Below are 17308 nucleotides of genomic sequence, written 5' to 3' on the forward strand. Positions count from 1 at the left end.
CGTTCGAGACGATCAACGTCCTCAACGCGTCGTTCGGGACACCCCCCGCGCGCCTACTCACCCGTCCGCCCGTCGAGCCGCTCCAAGACTCTGTCAGGCCCCCGATTTCCGGGGTTGTCCACAGCTATGGAGCGGTTGTGGACAAATCCCGCTCGTCACGGCCGTCACGCCGGTTTTGTCGGGTCAGGGCGGTAGACTGGTTGCGGGGTCGCCCCCTGGGAGGGTGGGGGATACCCAGAGCAGGGCAGCCGTGGCCGCGAGTGTGGGAAAGCCCTGGTGGGCAAGGGAAACGAGAGTCAGCCTGCCACGGCGTCGGAGATCCAGGGGGCCACCGGGAGGTCGCGGTCCAGGCATTCGACCGACAGCCGGATCGTCCAGCGCAGGGCCTGCAGCACGAGCGAGTCGACCTCGTCCGGGGCCGCGTTCGCCAGCGCGATCTCGACCTGTTCCTGCGCGGCCGCCGTGTTGCCGTGCACCTCGGCCAGCAGCGTCCGCACGGCCGTCCGCACGGGCGGGTCGGCCTGGTCGATCGAGACCTCCTCGCCCGCCTCGTCGAACACCTGCACCTTCACCGGTGCGCTGCCGCCGTCCCCGAGCGTCGACACCATCGCGCTGCACTCGCCGAAAAGCAGCAGCATCAGCGCTTTCGTCTCGTCCGAGCGGGCCTGCGGCTCGGCCGACGTGGGCGCGACCTGGTCCAGCGCCTCGGCGTCCTCGCCGAGGCTGATCGCGACGAGCGCGCGCTGCGCTTTCTCGACGAGCCGCCGCTCGTCCTCGCTCCTGTCCGGGTCCACAGCCCCTATCAAACACCAGCATCGGTGATCGTGGGGATACCCGGAACCCGGCCCGGTGGCGTGCCCCTCACTCGGCCGCGCGCAACGCACCGAGCGCGAGGCGGCACAGCAGCTCGGCCAGTTCCTCGTCACCGAGATGGCGGTTGTACGGGGTCGAGTTGATCAACCCGAACACGGCGTGTGCCGCTGACCGGGCCCGTCGTTCGCTCAGCCCGGGTACCGTGTCCCGGATCGCGCGGACCCACACCTCGACGTACTGCCGCTGCAGGGCGCGCACCTGCTTGCGGTCACTGTCGGTGAGATTCGCGAGGTTGCGCTCCTGCACCGTGATCAACGCCGGATGCTGCAACGCGAAGTCGACGTGGAAGCGCACCAGCTCGGCCAGCACGTCCTTCGGCTCGCCGAGGCCGGCCCGCGCGCTTCCGCCGTCGAGCAGGTAGCGGCTGATCGAGTTGAGCATTTCGCCGAGGATCGAGTCCTTGCTGCGGAAATGCCGGTACAGGGCGGGCCCGGAGATCCCGACGGCGGCGCCGATGTCGTCGATGCCGACACCGTGGAAACCGTGGTGCGCGAACAGCTCGGCGGCCGCGGCCATGATCTGTTCGCGCCTGTTCGCCTTCGCGCCGTTCGCGAGTGGGGTGGGGTTCGCCGCCATCTGGTCATAGTAGGGCGGCCGGTTAACAACCGCTAACAAGTGACCACGACTTCCTGACTAGGCCATGCGGTTACGCGGTTTTCTAGGGGTTCCTCGTGGAGGACCCACCTGTAATGCTTCCTTCATGTAAGGCTGTCACGAAGGAGTGACTATGACCCGTCCCCTCATCCGCTGGTGCACGGCCGTGGCCGTCACCGCTCTCACCACGTTCGGCCTCGCCGGGACCGCGAACGCGATCCAGGCGACCACCTACGCAGCCCTCGGCGACTCCTACTCCTCCGGCGTCGGCGCCGGCGACTACGGCAACTCCGGCGACTGCATGCGCAGCTCCAACGCCTATCCGCAACTCTGGACCAACGCCCATTCGGGCACCAAGCTCACCTTCGTCGCCTGTTCTGGGGCTCGCACGGGCGACGTCGTCAACCAGGCTTCCTCAGTGACCTCGGGGACCACCCTGGTCACCGTGTCCGTCGGGGGCAACGACGCCGGATTCACCGACGTGATCAAGACCTGCACGCTCAACGACGACCAGACCTGCGTCAACCGGGTGAACCAGGCGAAGACCTACGTCAACGGCACGCTGCCCGGCCTGCTCGACAAGGTCTACGGCACCATCAAGCAGAAGGCGCCGAACGCGAAGCTCGTCGTGCTCGGTTACCCGCACATGTACAAGGTGCCGGGCTCGTGCAACGTCGGCCTGTCCGACACGAAGCGCTCGGCGATCAACTCCGGTTCGGACGCTCTCGCGTCGACGATCTCCCAGCGTGCTTCGGCCGCCGGGGCCACGTTCGTCGACATGCGCTCGCCGTTCAGCGGGCACGAGATCTGCTCGTCCGACTGGTGGCTGCACAGCCTGACCTGGCCGGTGGCGGAGTCCTACCACCCGACGGCGGCGGGGCAGTCCAGTGGTTACTACGCGGCACTGAAGGCCAAGATCGGCTGATCCTCGCCCTCGTCGCTGGACATCCGGGTTAGCAGTCGTTAACATCCGAGAGGAGTTAACGACTGCTAACCTGTCTGCGTCCGGGGGACGACGAGGGAGTCATGGACACGCCGGTACTGAACAGCTCCGCCGATCCACGGAGTGAAACGTACGCCCGCAGCGCCACCTCGCACGCCGAACTCGTGGAGGACCTGCGCAAGCGCCTGGACGCCGCGCGGCTCGGAGGCCCCGAGAAAGCGCGTACCCGCCACGTCGAACGCGGCAAACTGCTGCCGCGCGACCGGGTCGACACCCTGCTCGACCCGGGTTCGCCCTTCCTGGAGCTGTCCCCGCTCGCGGCCACCGGGATGTACGACGACGAGGCGCCGTCGGCGGGCATCATCACCGGCATCGGCCGCGTGTCCGGCCGCGAATGCGTGATCGTCGCCAACGACGCGACCGTCAAGGGCGGCACCTACTACCCGATGACGGTCAAGAAACACCTGCGCGCCCAGGAAGTCGCGCTGCACAACAACCTGCCGTGCGTCTACCTGGTGGACTCCGGCGGCGCGTTCCTGCCGCGGCAGGACGAGGTCTTCCCGGATCGTGAGCACTTCGGGCGGATCTTCTACAACCAGGCGACGATGTCCGGCCGCGGGATCCCGCAGATCGCCGCGGTGCTCGGTTCGTGCACCGCCGGCGGCGCGTACGTCCCGGCCATGAGCGACGAAGCGGTCATCGTGCGCAATCAGGGCACGATCTTCCTCGGTGGCCCGCCGCTGGTGAAGGCCGCGACCGGCGAGGTCGTCACGGCCGAGGAACTCGGCGGCGGCGACGTCCACGCACGTCAGTCCGGCGTCACCGACCACCTCGCCGACGACGACGCGCACGCTCTGAGCATCGTTCGCTCGATCGTGTCGACGCTCGGCCCCCGGACGCCGCGGCCATGGGACGTGACCCCGGTCGAGGAACCCGCCGTCGACCCTGCCGAGTTGTACGGCGTCGTGCCGACCGATCCGCGCGTGCCCTACGACGTCCGCGAGGTGATCGCCCGGATCGTCGACGGCAGCCGGTTCGGCGAGTTCAAGAAGGAGTACGGGTCCACTTTGGTCACCGGGTTCGCCCGGATCCACGGTCATCCCGTCGGCATCATCGCGAACAACGGCGTGTTGTTCGCCGAGTCGGCGATGAAGGGCGCGCATTTCATCGAGCTGTGCGACAAGCGTTCGATCCCGTTGCTGTTCCTGCAGAACATCACCGGGTTCATGGTCGGCCGCGCGTACGAGGCGGGCGGTATCGCCAAGCACGGCGCGAAGATGGTCACCGCCGTCGCGTGTGCCCGGGTACCGAAGCTGACCGTGATCATCGGCGGTTCGTTCGGGGCGGGCAACTATTCGATGTGCGGCAGGGCGTATTCGCCGCGTTTCCTGTGGATGTGGCCGAACGCGCGGATCTCGGTGATGGGCGGTGAGCAAGCGGCGTCGGTGCTGTCGACGGTTCGCCGTGACGCCATCGAATCACGTGGCGGCGAATGGTCCGTGCAAGACGAAGAGGCGTTCAAGGACCCGATCCGTGAGCAGTACGAGGCGCAGGGCAGCCCGTACTACTCGACGGCGCGGCTGTGGGACGACGGCGTGATCGACCCGGCGGACACCCGCACGGTGGTCGGGCTCGCGCTGTCGGCGGCGGCGAACGCGCCCCTGTCCGAGGTCAACTACGGCGTCTTCAGGATGTGAGCATGTTCGACACTGTTCTGGTCGCCAACCGGGGCGAGATCGCGGTCCGCGTCATCCGGACCCTGCGTGATATGGGCATTCGCTCGGTCGCGGTGTACAGCGATGCCGACGCGGACGCGCGGCACGTCCGGGAGGCACACACGGCGGTCCGCATCGGACCGGCCGAGGCTGCGAAAAGCTATTTATCGATCCCGGCGATCGTCCAGGCCGCGCGGGACACCGGCGCGCAGGCGGTGCACCCGGGTTACGGCTTCCTGGCGGAGAACGCCGGGTTCGCGCGGGCCTGCGAGGAAGCCGGGCTGGTCTTCATCGGCCCGCCGGTCGCCGCGATCGACGCGATGGGCGACAAGATCCGCGCCAAGGCGACGGTGTCGAAGGCGGGCGTCCCCGTCGTGCCCGGTGCGTCCGATGTGGACATTCCGGCCGGTGGCTTCGCCGAGGCGGCGGCCGGGGTCGGGTATCCGTTGCTGCTCAAGCCGTCCGCCGGTGGCGGCGGCAAGGGCATGCGGCTGGTGACCGAACCGTCCGAACTGGACGCCGCGGTCGAGTCCGCGCGCCGTGAGGCCAAGGGTTCGTTCGGTGACGACACGTTGCTGCTGGAGCGGTTCGTCACCACGCCGCGGCACATCGAGATCCAGGTGCTCGCCGACCAGCACGGGAACGTGATCCACCTCGGTGAACGCGAATGCAGCCTGCAGCGGCGCCACCAGAAGATCATCGAGGAAGCGCCTTCGGCCCTGCTGGACGAGGCGACGCGCGCGAAGATGGGCGCGTCCGCGGTCGAAGCCGCGCGGTCGGTCGGCTATGTCGGCGCGGGGACCGTCGAATTCATCATGTCCGCGCACGACCCCGGCGAATACTTCTTCATGGAGATGAACACCCGCCTGCAGGTCGAGCACCCGGTCACCGAGCTGGTCACCGGGCTGGACCTGGTCGAATGGCAGGTCCGCGTCGCGGCGGGGGAGCCGCTCACCCTTGCCCAGGAAGACGTCCGGCTCACCGGGCACGCGGTCGAAGCCCGGGTTTACGCGGAAGATCCCGCGCGTGGCTTCATCCCGACCGGCGGAACCGTGCTGGCCGTGCACGAACCCTCGGGCGATGGTGTCCGCGTCGACTCGTGGATGTCCGAAGGTGCGGTGATCGGCTCGAACTACGATCCGATGCTGGCCAAGGTCATCGCCCACGGCCCGGACCGCGCGGCCGCGCTGCACCGGCTCGACCTCGCGCTCGCCGACACCGCACTGCTCGGCGTCGGCACCAATGTGGCGTTCCTGCGCGGTTTGCTGGCCGATCCCGATGTGCGGGAAGGCAAACTCGACACCGAACTCGTCGATCGCCGTCTGTCCACTCTGGTCTCTTCGGCGGTGCCGGCGGAGTTCTTCGTCGCCGCGGCACTGGACCGGCTGCTGGAGCTGCAGCCGACGGGATCCATTGTGGACCCCTGGGACGTGCCGAACGGCTGGCGCGCCGGGGGTTCGGGCGGGGTGACCTTCCGGCTCAAGGCCGGTACCGAACAGGCCGTGGTGAAGGTCGTGGGCACGCCCGCCGACGCGACGGTCACCGTCGGGGACGGCGAGCCGGTGCGGGTCTCCGTCCGCCGGGACGGCGACGTGCTGGAAGTGCGGCACCCCAGCGGCTTCCACCGCTACCGGCAGGCCTGCGGTCCGAACAGGACGGTCTGGCTGGCCAGGGACGGACACGGATTCGCCTTCGGGGAACAGGAAAACGTGCTCCTTTCCCGTGGTGAGGCCGCCGGTGCCGGACCGGTCGCCAGCCCGATGCCGGGCACGGTGCTGGTCGTCAAGGTGGCGGCGGGCGACGTCGTCAGCGCCGGAACACCGCTGCTGGTCGTCGAGGCCATGAAGATGGAGCACACCGTCACCGCGCCGATCGACGGTGTGGTCAGCGAACTTTCCGTCCGCGTCGGCCAACAGGTCGCGCTGGACGAAACCCTTGCCATCGTGTCACCCCACGAGGAGAAATCGTGATCGACTTCCGCCTTGACGAAGAGTACGAGTCGCTGCGCAAGACCGTCGAAGACTTCGCGCACGCCGAGGTCGCTCCGGTGATCGGCGAACTGTACGAGCGCGAGGAGTTCCCGTACGAACTCGTCGCGAAGATGGGCGAAATGGGCTTGTTCGGGCTCCCGTTCCCCGAGGAGTTCGGGGGGATGGGCGGCGACTACTTCGCGCTGTGCCTCGCGCTGGAAGAGCTGGCGCGTGTGGACTCCTCGGTCGCGATCACCCTGGAGGCCGGGGTGTCGCTGGGTGCGATGCCGATCTACCGCTTCGGCAGCCAGGAACAGAAGGAGAAGTGGCTGCCCTCGCTGTGCGCGGGTGAGGCGCTGGGCGGCTTCGGGCTGACCGAACCCGGCGGCGGCTCGGACGCGGGGGCGACCCGGACGCGCGCCAAGCTCGACGGCGACGAGTGGATCATCAACGGCAGCAAGGCGTTCATCACCAACTCCGGCACCGACATCACGAAGCTGGTCACCGTCACCGCGGTCACCGACGTGATGGAGAACGGGCGCAAGGAGATCTCCGCGATCATCGTTCCTTCGGGCACACCGGGGTTCGAGGTCGCGCCCAAGTACTCGAAGGTCGGCTGGAACTGCTCCGACACCCACGAGCTGTCCTTTTCGGACGTCCGAGTGCCTGCGGGCAACCTGGTGGGCGACCGCGGCCGAGGATACGCGCAGTTCCTGTCCATTTTGGACGAAGGACGGGTCGCCATCGCCGCGCTGAGTGTCGGGCTGGCGCAGGGCTGTGTCGACGAATGCCTCAAGTACGTCAAGGACCGCGTCGCCTTCGGCAAGCGGATCGGGGAGTACCAGGCGATCCAGTTCAAGATCGCCGACATGGAGGTCCGTACGCACACCGCCCGGCTGGCCTACTACCAGGCGGCGTCGAAGATGCTGCGCGGCGAGCCGTTCAAGAAGGAGGCGTCGATCGCGAAGCTCGTCGCGTCGAACGCGGCGATGGACAACTCGCGGGACGCCACGCAGATCTTCGGCGGCTACGGCTTCATGAACGAGTTCCCGGTGGGTCGTTTCTACCGCGACGCCAAGATCCTCGAGGTCGGCGAGGGCACCAGCGAGGTGCAGAAGATGCTGATCTCGCGCCACCTCGGCGTCGTCTGAGCCCGCACTTGAAATGCCGTTAAGGCCACCTTACGGGCGTCAGATGCCCGTAAGGTGGCCTTAACGTACTGCGGTCAGAGACGTTCGTGGACGATCCTCGTCACGAGCGCGGGATCTTCGAGATGGACGTCGTGGCCGGTCGGCGTCGCGATGAGTTCCATCGCGCCGTCGGCCGCCAGCGCGGCGAGCTGTTCGCCCAGCCAGCGTTCGTGCGCGCGCCAGGTGTCCTGCACCGCCTCCGGCAGCAGATCCGCCATCGAGCGGGCCGACCGGGTGACGACCAGCGGGCCACCGGCGCGACGGTAGGCCGCGAACCGGTCGAGACGTTCGAAGGCGCGTACGACCGTGATGAGATAGTCGCCGAGCCCCGCGCTCATGTTCGCGAGTTCGGCCCGTAGCGCGGCGTGCTCCTGGGCCGCCCGCTCGGGTGCGAGCCCCGCGTACTGGCTGGGGTGAATGGGATTGCCGTGCCCGTCGAGGTTGACCGCGAGCGGGCAGTCCGGGTGCTCCGCCGCCCAGAGCGCGGCGATCATGCCGCCGAGCGAGTGCCCGACGACGGCCGGCCGCACGAGATCGAGGGAGTCGATCACCGCTGCGACGTCGGACAGCACCAGCTCCCACGACCAGGTCGCCGCGGGAGTCCGGCCGTGCCCGCGGAGGTCGACTGCGACGGGGCGGTACCCGAGCGCGCTCAGCCGCCCCGCGATCTCGGTCCAGTCCGCACTGGACCGGTCACCGCCGTGCAGAAGCACGATCGGCCTTCCCGTGCCGCCGTGATCGACGACGTGCAGTGGTACTTCCCCGTTGGTGATGGTGAGCGTGGGCATGCCGCAACACAATCATGCGCGACGGGGGCGGGGCCACGGAATTAGACGTGTAACCCCGGCCCGTATTGCGTGATGACGTTTTGGCGTCACGCAAAGGAGGGTTTCATGCGCAAGCGCTTACCGGCGGCCATGGTGGCCGCGGGCGCGATGGCCGGGGTGATGGGTGTGTCCGCACCCGGTGCGGAGGCGGCCCCGGCGCCGCAGTACAGACTCGTGCTCGGTTCCGCGACCACGCTGGAGTATCGCGGGATCAACGCGCACGGCGACATCATCGGTCTCGGTACCGACCCGTCGTCCCAAGGGCGGGAGAAAGGTTTCATTCTCAAGGCGGGTTCGAAGACTCCACTCTTCCTCAATGCGCCCGGCACCGGCCCCAGCCAGCGCGAGGAAACCAGGGCACTGTCCATCAACGACCAGGGCATGGTGGTCGGGCGGTACGGGAAGGTCGTGGTCTTCCCCGGCGGCGTGGCGGAGGTGCCCCGGCCGGTCCTCTGGCCGGGTCCGGGCGCCACCGGGACCGATCTCGGCGTGAATCCCGCCGGGACGGCCGAGGCTCTCGGCGTCAACAACAGGCAGCAGATCGTGGGCACGCAGGGCGGTATCGCGGGCACGCCGTGGTCCAAACAGGGTCCGACGGTGACCAACCTGCCCCTGTTCCCCGGTGGCAAGACTGGTGAGGCGCTCGCCGTCAACGGCAATGGAGTGGTCGTCGGCGACGCCGCGCAGGCCAACGGCGGCAAGGCCGCCGCGGAATGGGTCAACGGGAAGATCAGCTCACTCGGCACGCTCAACGGCGGTGGTTTCGCCGAGGCACTGGCTGTCAACAACGCCGGTCAGGCGGTGGGCGCGGCCAGCGCACCCGGAAGCCTGCCCAACCTGTTCCACGCGGTGTTGTTCAGCAAGGGCAAGGCGGTCGACCTCAACGTGCCGGGCGCCAACCAGAATGCCGCGCACGCCACCGCGATCAACAACCACGGTGACATCGTCGGCGACGACGGGGTCATCCCGCCCCTCGACCTCGTGGGAAGCGGCAACGGCTTCCTCTACCGCAACGGCCACGCGACCGAGCTCAACACGCTGATCGCGCCGCACCCGAACGTGCGGCTGGCAGGTGCCACCGGCATCAACGACGCCGGGCACATCGTCGGCCTCGCCGCGGTCACCGCGCCGAACGGGGCGCAGTCGAGCGTCGGCTACGAACTGGTGCCCATCCCGCCCAAGTAACCCGAACGCGTGGTGGGGGCGCGTTGCCGCGTCCCCACCCCCGGTGAACGCGGCTGAAATTCCGGGGAGCAACGGCTCGGCCGACGCCCACAGTTCGGCTGGACCAACTGTAAGAAATGCACGCTTTTAATGAAGGATGAATTGGCTGGTCCGAATGGGTTGACTTGCTTGAATCTCGTGCGCGGCGATTGGTCGATTGGTGACAATGTCGGCCGACGTCGAAGGGGGGCGGGCGGTGCCGCGCAAGGAAAAGCCGCTGGACGAGGGGGAAGAACCTCTGGTGCAACTGGCTGCTGATCTACGCCGGCTGAGGGAGTCGGCGGGCAGCCCGACCTATCGGGAACTCGCAAAGCGGGCGCACTATTCGGTCGCGACCCTTGCCACGGCAGCGGCCGGGCGCCGACTGCCCAGCTTGGCGGTGACCCTGGCCTATGTACAGGCCTGCGGCGGGGAACCGAGGGAGTGGGAACGGCGGTGGCGTGCCATCGCCGCCGAGCTGGTCACATCGGTGGAGCCGGCCGACGCCGGTTCACCTTACGTCGGTTTGGCGGCACTGCAGCCCGAGGACAGCGCACGGTTCTTTGGCCGTGAAAGCTTGGTTAGTGCGCTGCTGAACAGATTATCGCAGTTAAGTTTCCTCGCCGTGTTCGGCGCGTCGGGGGTGGGTAAGTCTTCGTTGTTGCGAGCTGGGCTGGTACCTCGGCTTCCGGATGCGGTCGTGTTCACCCCAGGCCCGCACCCGATGGGGGAGTACGCGCGGGTAACCGGCACGGCGGTGGGCCGCGACACCGTGCTTGTAGTGGATCAGTTCGAAGAGGTTTTCACGCTCTGCCGGGATCCACGCGAGCGCGCCGAGTTCATCACGGCGCTGCTGCAGGCGGCTACCTCCGAGGATGCCGACGGCTTGGGCTGCCGCGTCGTGCTGGGTGTGAGAGCCGACTTCTACGCTCATTGCACTGCCTATCCGGAGCTGGCCGATGCCCTCCAGAGCGCGCACGTGGCGGTCGGGCCGATGACCGCTGAGGAGCTGCGCCAGGCGATCACGAAACCGGCCGCGGGCGCCGGTTGCTCGATCGAAGGGTCCCTGGTCGCCACCCTGGTGGCCCAGACCGCCGGAGAGGCAGGAGTACTGCCGTTGCTGTCGCACGCGATGCTGGAAACCTGGCGACGGCGGCGCGGGAACACGTTGACACTGGAGGGGTTCCACGAGGCCGGGGGTATCGACGGGGCACTCGCGCAGACAGCGGAGTCGCTGTACACAGCGCTCAACGACGATCAGCAACAGCTGGCCCGGCAGATCTTTCTCCGGTTGACGGCGCTCGGCGAGGGCACCGAAGACACGAAGCGCCGGATCACCCGCAGTGAGCTGGACACCGCCGATGCGGACGTCACTGTGGTGCTCGACCGCCTGGCCGCGGCACGTCTGATCGTCCTGGACACCGACTCCGTCGAGATCGGCCACGAGGCCCTCATCCGTTGCTGGCCAAGGCTGCACAGCTGGCTGGCCGAGGACCGCGCGGGACTGCGGCTGCATCGCCAGCTGACCGACGCCACCGAAATGTGGGAGGGACTGCACCGCGACACCGATACGCTCTACCGCGGCACCCGGTTGGCATTGGTCCAGGATTGGGCCGTTGGCAACGCGGGGGCGCTTACCGCCAGGGAGCGGGAGTTCCTCGATGCCAGTCTTGCCGCCGAGGAGGCCGAAAAAGCCGGATCCCGTCGCCGGGCTCGCCGGTTGCGGCAGCTTTTGGCGCTGGTGACGGTGCTGTTCCTGGTCGCGGCCACCGCTACTGTGATCGCCGTCGACGCGCAGCGTGGCGCGATCCAGCAACGCGACATCGCCCTGTCAGGGCAGGTCGCCTTGGAAGCGAACACTTTGCGCGCGACCAACCCGGCGCTGGCCGCTCAACTCAGTGTCGCCGCGTCCCGGCTCACGGCCACCACGCAGGCTCGTACCAGCTTGCTCAGCACCTTCGCCACACCGTATGCCACCAGATTGACCGGCCACATCGACCGGGTTCAAGCGGTGACATTCAGTTCGGACAACCACATGGTCGCCAGCGCGAGTGACGACGGAACGGCGTGGTTGTGGGACGTCACCGACCCGCACCGGCCAACGGTACTGGCCCCTTTGGTGGGACACAACGACCACGTCCGGTCGGTGGCCATCAGTCCTGATCGGCGAATGGTCGCCACCGGCAGTTCCGACCACACGATCCGAATCTGGGATATCGGCAACCCGCGCTCACCCAGTGGGCTGTCCGTCCTCACCGGACACTCCGACGTAGTGGAATCGGTAGCGTTCAGCCCAGACGGGAAGACACTCGCCAGCGGCGGTGCCGACCGGACGGTCCGGGCGTGGGATCTGACCAATCCTCGCCAGCCGATCCCTGCCGCGACGATCACCGGGCACGCCAAAGGCGTAAACAGCGTGGCCTTCAGCCCGGACGGGACCACGGTGGCCAGCACCAGTGCCGATCGGACCGTCCGGCTGTGGAACATCGCGAACCGAGGGGAGCCCGTACCGCTGGGGATCATCACCGACCACACGGACACCGTCCGGTCGGCGGCCTTCAGCCCGGACGGCCACACGGTCGCCACCGCCGGCGACGACATGACGGCCAGACTGTTCGACGTCACCGACAAACACAGACCAGTAGCGCTGGCGACACTTCCCGGGCACACCAACGCTGTGCACTGCGTGGTGTTCAGCGCGGACGGACGCAGCGTGGCGACTGCGAGCTTCGACCATACGGCCCGGCTTTGGGACGTCGGCAACATACGGTCACCGAGCCTGCTGTCGGCGCTGTCGGGCCACAGCGATCACCTGGAGTCCGTGGCGTTCAGCCCGGACGGCCGCACGGTGGCCACCGCCGGCGACGACCGGACTGTGCTGCTGTGGGACATCCCCGGACCGACCCTCACCGGACACACCGACACCGTTCGGTCGGTCGCGTTTCGCCCGGACGGACATCTGGCTGTCACCGGCAGCGACGACGGCACCGCGCGGTTGTGGGATGTCACCGATCCCTATCGCCCGGTCCTCCTGTCCACGCTGACCGGCCACGCCAGTCCGGTCGACGCCGTGGCGTTCAGCAGGGACGGGAATGCGGTGGTCACCGCAGGGGACGACAACCTCGCGCGACTGTGGGACGCCGGCAATCCGCACGCACCGGTACTGCGGGCGGTCTTGTCCGGTCACGCCGCCAAAGTCGTCGCTGTGGCGTTCAGCCCGGATGGCCGCACACTGGCCACCGCAAGCCGCGACCACACTGTGCGGTTGTGGAACCTGACCGGCCCAGGTGTCCCCGTCATGCTGTCCACGCTGATCGGTCACGACAACACCGTCTACAGCGTGGCGTTCAGCCCGGACGGACGTACCGTGGCGACCGGCAGCTTCGATCACTCGGTGCGGCTGTGGGACGTGACCGATTCGAGGAACCCGGCCGCCCTGGCGAAGCTGACCGAGCACGCCGACAGCGTGCGGTCGGTGGCGTTCAGTCCGGACGGGGGCACGCTGGCCACCGGGAGCTTCGACCAGACCGTCCGGCTGTGGGATGTGACCGACGTGCGTCATCCGGCCGCGCTGGCGACGCTCGTCGGCCACACCAACCACGTCGTCTCGGTCGCGTTCAACCAGAACGGGCATACGCTGGTCAGCGGCAGCGATGACCAGACCGCCCGCTTGTGGGATGTGACCGACGTGCGTCGTCCGGCCGCGCTGGCAACACTCGCCGGGCACACCGGCCCGGTGGAATCGGTCGCGTTCGACCCAGCAGGGCGAACCGTGATAACCGGCAGCGACGACCACAGCGCCCGGCTGTGGGAGACCGACGTTGACCGCGTTGCCGCTCGAGTCTGCGAGGTCGCCCATCCCGCGATCAGTACTGCTGAATGGGATCAGTATTTTCCGGGGTTGTCTTATCATCCGCCGTGCGCGAAGTAGACGGACCCGGCACCCGAGCCGGAGCGCCGGGCCCGCCTGGCGGGTTCAGCCGATGATTGCTCCGCCCCACACGTCCCGGCCGGTGACTCCGTTGGTATCGGGGTAGAAGAAGTGCTGAAGACTACCGTCCTCGCCCTTGGCGAACAGGGTGATCTGGTTGGTGTAGACCGGTGCGGTGTCCGGGTCTCCCGCGATTCCGCCGCCCCAGCTGTCGAAGCCGGTGACTCCATGTTCGTCAGGGTAGAACCAATGTGCGAGGCTGCCATCGGTTCCCCGGGCGAATACGGTCAGCTGTCCTGAGAAAATCGTCACCCCGGGTTTGCCGGTGATTCCGATCCCGGTGGTCGTCCAGGTGTCACGGCCTGTCGTCCCGTTATCGGGGTAGAAGAAATGCTGCAGGGTGTTGTCCGAGCCTTGCGCGAATACCGTCAACTCGTCGTGGTAGACGGTCGCCTCCGGGTCTCCTGCGATTCCGCCGCCCCAGCTGTCGAAGCCGGCGACTCCGTGTTCGTCGGGATAGAACCAGTGCAGCAGGCTGCCGTCGGCACCGTGCGCGAAAACGGTCAATTGGTCGTGGTACACCACGGCTGTCGGGCGTCCGGCTACCGCGACGCCATTCGAGGCCCAGGTGTCCTGACCGGTGGAGCCATTGCCGTCGGGGTAGAACCAATGCTTCAGGCTGCCGTCCGTTCCCTGCGCGAACACGGTCAGCTCGTTGTGGTAAACGACCGCCGTCGGATCTCCGGCCAAGCCGCCGCCCCACACATCGAAGCCGGTGGCGTGGTTTTCGTCCGGGTAGAACCAGTGCAGGAGGCTGCCATCGGTGCCGCGAGCGAATACCGTGATCTGACCACTGTAGATGATCGCGGTCGGCTTCCCGGCGAGTTTGACTCCATTGGTGGCCCAGGTGTCGAAGCCGGTGACTCCGTGTTCGTCGGGGTAGAACCAGTGCCCCAGCGAGCCGTCCGCGGTGCGCTCGAAGTGAGCGAGCTCGCCGTTGTACTCCACGGAAGATGTCGCCGCCGGAGCGCTGTTCGTACGCGGTGGCCCCGGAAGGAACTTGTCGACGGCCGCTTGCGCGTCAGCGAGGAAGTTCCGGTAGGTGCCGAGGTTCTGAGGCGCGCTCTTGCAGGGGTCGAAGGTGTTCCACTGACACCAGTTCTGGGCGCCGCTGGAAATGACCCAGGCCGCCTGCGCGTTGCAGGTCTTGTCGAATCGGCATTCCGGCTTCGTCCACTCGGGATGGTAGTGGTCGTTGATCTGCCACAGCCCGTAGTCGGTCGACCCGCTTCCGTTGTGGTGCTCGGCAGTGGGGTTGCAGTGTGACTCCGCCATGCCGACCGCGACCGCGATGACGAAATGCTCCTTGTCGTCCTTGAAGCCCGTGTTGGGCGCGTTGAACGCGGCCTCGGCGCAGACGTCGGCCGCGGAATCGGCCGAGGCCGCCGGCACGGCGGTCAAGGTTGCGCCGCCGGCCGCCAGCACGGCGGCCAGCAGCAAGCCTGCGACGCGTCTCGTCGATAATCTGAACAATGTTTCTTCCCCTCTTTATCGCACTTGGACAGGAAACCGGGTAAGGCCGCGGAGCGTCGGGTTGGCGTCGAACACCGGATCGCCCGCGCGGCGGAGGTACGCACCGTCTCGCCAGGCAGCGTTCAGAAACGCGCGGAGCATGGTGCCCGCGACCGCGGCGCCGATGCAGGCGTGCGTGCCGGTACCGAAGGCGAGGCTGGGGCGGAAGGGCCGGTCGAAATCGAGGGCGTCCGGCGAGGGGAATCTCGCGGGGTCATGGTTGGCCGCGCCGAGCAGGGCAACGACGGTGTCGCCCCGGCGCAGCCGCACCCCGGCGATGACGGTACTGGCCACACACCGGCGGCTTTGCGCCTGAAACGGGTTGTCGAACCGGACGATTTCGTGAATCACCTTGTTCGATGGCGTGCTGGAGCGGATCCGGCGGGTCGCGCCCTCGTCGCCGAGCAAGGTGAGGGCGGCCAGCCCCAGCATGCGCTGCGCGGTGTTCAGGCCGGCCAGCAGGACCACCCGCAAGGAGTTCACCAGCACCTCGCGGGGAAGCGACGAGGGGCATCCGGCCGACGCCACCGCGCCGAGTACGCCGTGGCCGCACTTGGCGTCCAGGCAGGAATCGAGTAGCCGGCTCAACTCGGCGCGAGCCCGCCGGCCAGGCTCTCGGGTCTCCGGCCGCAAGCCTGCGTTCATGCTGGTCACTATCCGAGCCGACAGGCTCCATGTCCGGGGTAGCAGGTCGGCCGGAATGCCCATCAGCGCCACCATGGCAGCGGTGGATACGGGGATGGCCAGATCCCTGACGAGGTCGCCGCTCGTATCCGCGGCCATCGCGACCAAGCGTGACCGTGTCTCCGACTGCACAATCGTCGCGATGCGGCCGAAGTCCTGGGCGCGCAGGGCACCTGCCAATACCTTGCTGATGCGTGTATGGGCGGGGGGATCGAGGCGCTGGACAGTGATCGTGGACTCCGGGATGCTCCCGCCTGACCTGCGGTCGTCCGCGGCGAACACTTCCCAGTCGCGAAGCACTCGCTCACAGAGGTCGAAGCTGCTGACCACCCAGGAATTCAGGGCTTCATGCCAGGTCAGCGGCGCTTCGCCGCGTAGCCGGGAGTAGTAGTGGTAAGGGCTGGCGAGAAAATCAGGGTCAAAGGGATTCCACCAATTGCTCGCCGTTGTCGCAGGGTGCAGTGGGATATCGGCCATTTCTTCACCTTCGGGTTGGGAGAGGGCGCCGCCAGGAAGCAGTTCGTAACGGCGCCCTCCTAGCCCCGTGTCAGCAGATTGAGATGACTCAGTACCAGTGCTGCATCACATTCACCTCCAAACAATCACGCGATGGGCTGCCGGTGTATGGATGCCGGGCAAGCGGCGTCGGCATCGGTAGTTCGGTGGCATGTCGTGTTCTGTTATAGGGCAGAAACATTGTTTGTTGCCGGTCCCGGCCATCAGACAAACACAATGTAGACAAAGCTGTGCGGATGAGCGCGTACGTGGCTACGGCTGGAACGGCGTCGAGGGTCGCCGGCATCGAGGCCGGGAGCACCGTCACAGGTGTGGCGGCGCTGGGTTCTGTTTTCCCGGGAGGACACCGCCCGCCACCACTGTTCACGTGACGGAAAGTCATCTCACATGTACGCGGGGACATCATCAAGGCGGGTCGATGCCGCGACTCGCACCGGCCGACGTTCGCGCCGTTGTCCACACGATGTTTGTCTGGCGGCCGTCTACCTGCAGAAAACAACTCCTCTGCCCTACAACTGGTGTCGGTCTGGGAGCGAGATAGGGACGAGCCTGGCTCGCTCGCGTTCCCGGCCATTGGTGAGTCGCTGATTCTGGCTGACGCCAGGGACGCCGGCCCGAGGTCTCGTCAAGCCGGCGGAAGTCACGGCGCACCGCATCCAACCTGGGCGCAATGCCCAAATCCTGAAAGGAGCAAGATGTATAAGCCTCTGCTGCGGGTCACTGTGCCCGCCATCGCGGCTGGAGTGCTCGTACTCGCCGGAGTCACCAGTTCCGCCGCCGCGCCGATTCACCGGGAGGTCGTCCCGCTCGCCGCGCAAGTGAAAGGTGACGCCCAGGCCCACCCGTACGGTAGCCACGCGGAGAATGACTATCGGGATAGTGACAATGAGTGGAGTTCCACGGTGACAGTTTTCGACGGACAATCACGGTCGATCACCTTCTGCAACAATGGCACGCGGAAGGTGGGCGATTGGATGGGCAGGGGCACCTGGAGCTTCTACGGTGAGTGCTATGGCAACGGCGGTTACGGGGGAAATCACGTCATCGAGGACCGCTGATGACGGTCGACTGGCCGTAACGCCTCCGCGTAGACAATATTCGTGACCTGACTGGTTGCGCATAATCAGGGGCGATCGGCCAGAGCTGGGCGTGACGTCACCAAGGGGGAGGTGGGGGGGCGGCCGGGGGGGCCCCGGGCGGGGGGCCCGGGGGTTGGCGCGACCGCGTTGTGGTTTGGGAGGTATGTCTCCCGCACCAACAAACACAACACCACCGCAGGCGGGTGGGACG

Annotated in this window: 12 protein-coding genes; 7 read left to right on the forward strand and 5 right to left on the reverse strand. The window is 67.4% G+C overall.

Going from position 1 to position 17308, the window contains the following annotated elements; genetic code table 11:
- Positions 1–296 precede the first annotated feature (296 nt).
- Positions 297–794 (reverse strand): hypothetical protein, encoded by a 498-nt coding sequence (locus tag ACFWY9_RS26125; RefSeq protein ID WP_378323068.1) that lies wholly within the window; start codon positions 792–794, stop codon positions 297–299.
- Positions 795–861: 67 nt separating this feature from the next.
- Complete coding sequence (locus tag ACFWY9_RS26130; protein ID WP_378323067.1) at positions 862–1449, reverse strand: TetR/AcrR family transcriptional regulator; 588 nt, start codon at positions 1447–1449, stop codon at positions 862–864.
- 151 nt (positions 1450–1600) lie between these two features.
- Here ACFWY9_RS26130 and ACFWY9_RS26135 point away from each other — a divergent pair, with 151 nt between their 5' ends.
- From ACFWY9_RS26135 to ACFWY9_RS26150, 4 genes are all read left to right on the forward strand, one after another.
- Positions 1601–2392, forward strand: coding sequence for an SGNH/GDSL hydrolase family protein (locus tag ACFWY9_RS26135; RefSeq protein WP_378323066.1), 792 nt, complete (start codon positions 1601–1603; stop codon positions 2390–2392).
- Between the two features lie 101 nt (positions 2393–2493).
- A complete protein-coding gene (locus tag ACFWY9_RS26140; protein WP_378340160.1) occupies positions 2494–4107 on the forward strand; it encodes a carboxyl transferase domain-containing protein in 1614 nt (537 codons plus the stop codon).
- A gap of 2 nt (positions 4108–4109) precedes the next feature.
- Positions 4110–6095 (forward strand): acetyl-CoA carboxylase biotin carboxylase subunit, encoded by a 1986-nt coding sequence (locus tag ACFWY9_RS26145; RefSeq protein WP_378340161.1) that lies wholly within the window; start codon positions 4110–4112, stop codon positions 6093–6095.
- Complete coding sequence (locus ACFWY9_RS26150) at positions 6092–7246, forward strand: acyl-CoA dehydrogenase family protein (protein WP_378323062.1); 1155 nt, start codon at positions 6092–6094, stop codon at positions 7244–7246. Before ACFWY9_RS26145 ends, ACFWY9_RS26150 begins: the two co-directional genes overlap by 4 nt.
- Before the next feature lie 74 nt (positions 7247–7320).
- Here the strand turns inward: ACFWY9_RS26150 and ACFWY9_RS26155 are convergent, their stop codons facing one another.
- On the reverse strand, positions 7321–8073 hold the full coding sequence (locus tag ACFWY9_RS26155) for an alpha/beta fold hydrolase (protein ID WP_378340162.1): 753 nt from the start codon (positions 8071–8073) through the stop codon (positions 7321–7323).
- A 105-nt stretch (positions 8074–8178) separates the two neighbouring features.
- On the opposite strand from ACFWY9_RS26155, the gene ACFWY9_RS26160 reads away from it, so the two are divergent.
- The gene (locus tag ACFWY9_RS26160) at positions 8179–9297 is read left to right on the forward strand and encodes a hypothetical protein (protein WP_378340163.1); all 1119 of its coding nucleotides are present in this window, start codon (positions 8179–8181) and stop codon (positions 9295–9297) included.
- Between the two features lie 205 nt (positions 9298–9502).
- Positions 9503–13246: a helix-turn-helix domain-containing protein gene (locus ACFWY9_RS26165; protein WP_378340164.1), complete on the forward strand. Its 3744-nt coding sequence runs from the start codon at positions 9503–9505 to the stop codon at positions 13244–13246.
- 45 nt (positions 13247–13291) lie between these two features.
- On the opposite strand, the gene ACFWY9_RS26170 is transcribed toward ACFWY9_RS26165, so the two are convergent.
- Complete coding sequence (locus ACFWY9_RS26170) at positions 13292–14746, reverse strand: hypothetical protein (protein WP_378323058.1); 1455 nt, start codon at positions 14744–14746, stop codon at positions 13292–13294.
- A 48-nt stretch (positions 14747–14794) separates the two neighbouring features.
- Entirely contained in the window at positions 14795–15979 is a 1185-nt protein-coding gene (locus ACFWY9_RS26175) for a cytochrome P450 (protein WP_378323056.1), read from the reverse strand.
- A 734-nt stretch (positions 15980–16713) separates the two neighbouring features.
- Between ACFWY9_RS26175 and ACFWY9_RS26180 the strand changes: the two genes are divergently transcribed.
- Positions 16714–17076 carry a hypothetical protein gene (locus tag ACFWY9_RS26180; protein ID WP_378323055.1) on the forward strand — a complete coding sequence of 121 codons (363 nt, stop codon included), beginning with the start codon at positions 16714–16716 and terminating at the stop codon, positions 17074–17076.
- Positions 17077–17308: the final 232 nt, after the last annotated feature.

The sequence above is a fragment of the Amycolatopsis sp. NPDC059027 genome (genome assembly GCF_042739735.1).
GTDB lineage: Bacteria > Actinomycetota > Actinomycetes > Mycobacteriales > Pseudonocardiaceae > Amycolatopsis.

Coding starts and splice junctions, on each gene's coding strand:
- ACFWY9_RS26140 (WP_378340160.1), top strand. CDS start 2,494: ATGGACACGCCGGTACTGAACAGCTCCGCCGATCCACGGAGTGAAACG.
- ACFWY9_RS26160 (WP_378340163.1), top strand. CDS start 8,179: ATGCGCAAGCGCTTACCGGCGGCCATGGTGGCCGCGGGCGCGATGGCC.
- ACFWY9_RS26130 (WP_378323067.1), bottom strand. CDS start 1,449: ATGGCGGCGAACCCCACCCCACTCGCGAACGGCGCGAAGGCGAACAGG.
- ACFWY9_RS26180 (WP_378323055.1), top strand. CDS start 16,714: ATGTATAAGCCTCTGCTGCGGGTCACTGTGCCCGCCATCGCGGCTGGA.
- ACFWY9_RS26165 (WP_378340164.1), top strand. CDS start 9,503: ATGTCGGCCGACGTCGAAGGGGGGCGGGCGGTGCCGCGCAAGGAAAAG.
- ACFWY9_RS26135 (WP_378323066.1), top strand. CDS start 1,601: ATGACCCGTCCCCTCATCCGCTGGTGCACGGCCGTGGCCGTCACCGCT.
- ACFWY9_RS26155 (WP_378340162.1), bottom strand. CDS start 8,073: ATGCCCACGCTCACCATCACCAACGGGGAAGTACCACTGCACGTCGTC.
- ACFWY9_RS26145 (WP_378340161.1), top strand. CDS start 4,110: ATGTTCGACACTGTTCTGGTCGCCAACCGGGGCGAGATCGCGGTCCGC.
- ACFWY9_RS26175 (WP_378323056.1), bottom strand. CDS start 15,979: ATGGCCGATATCCCACTGCACCCTGCGACAACGGCGAGCAATTGGTGG.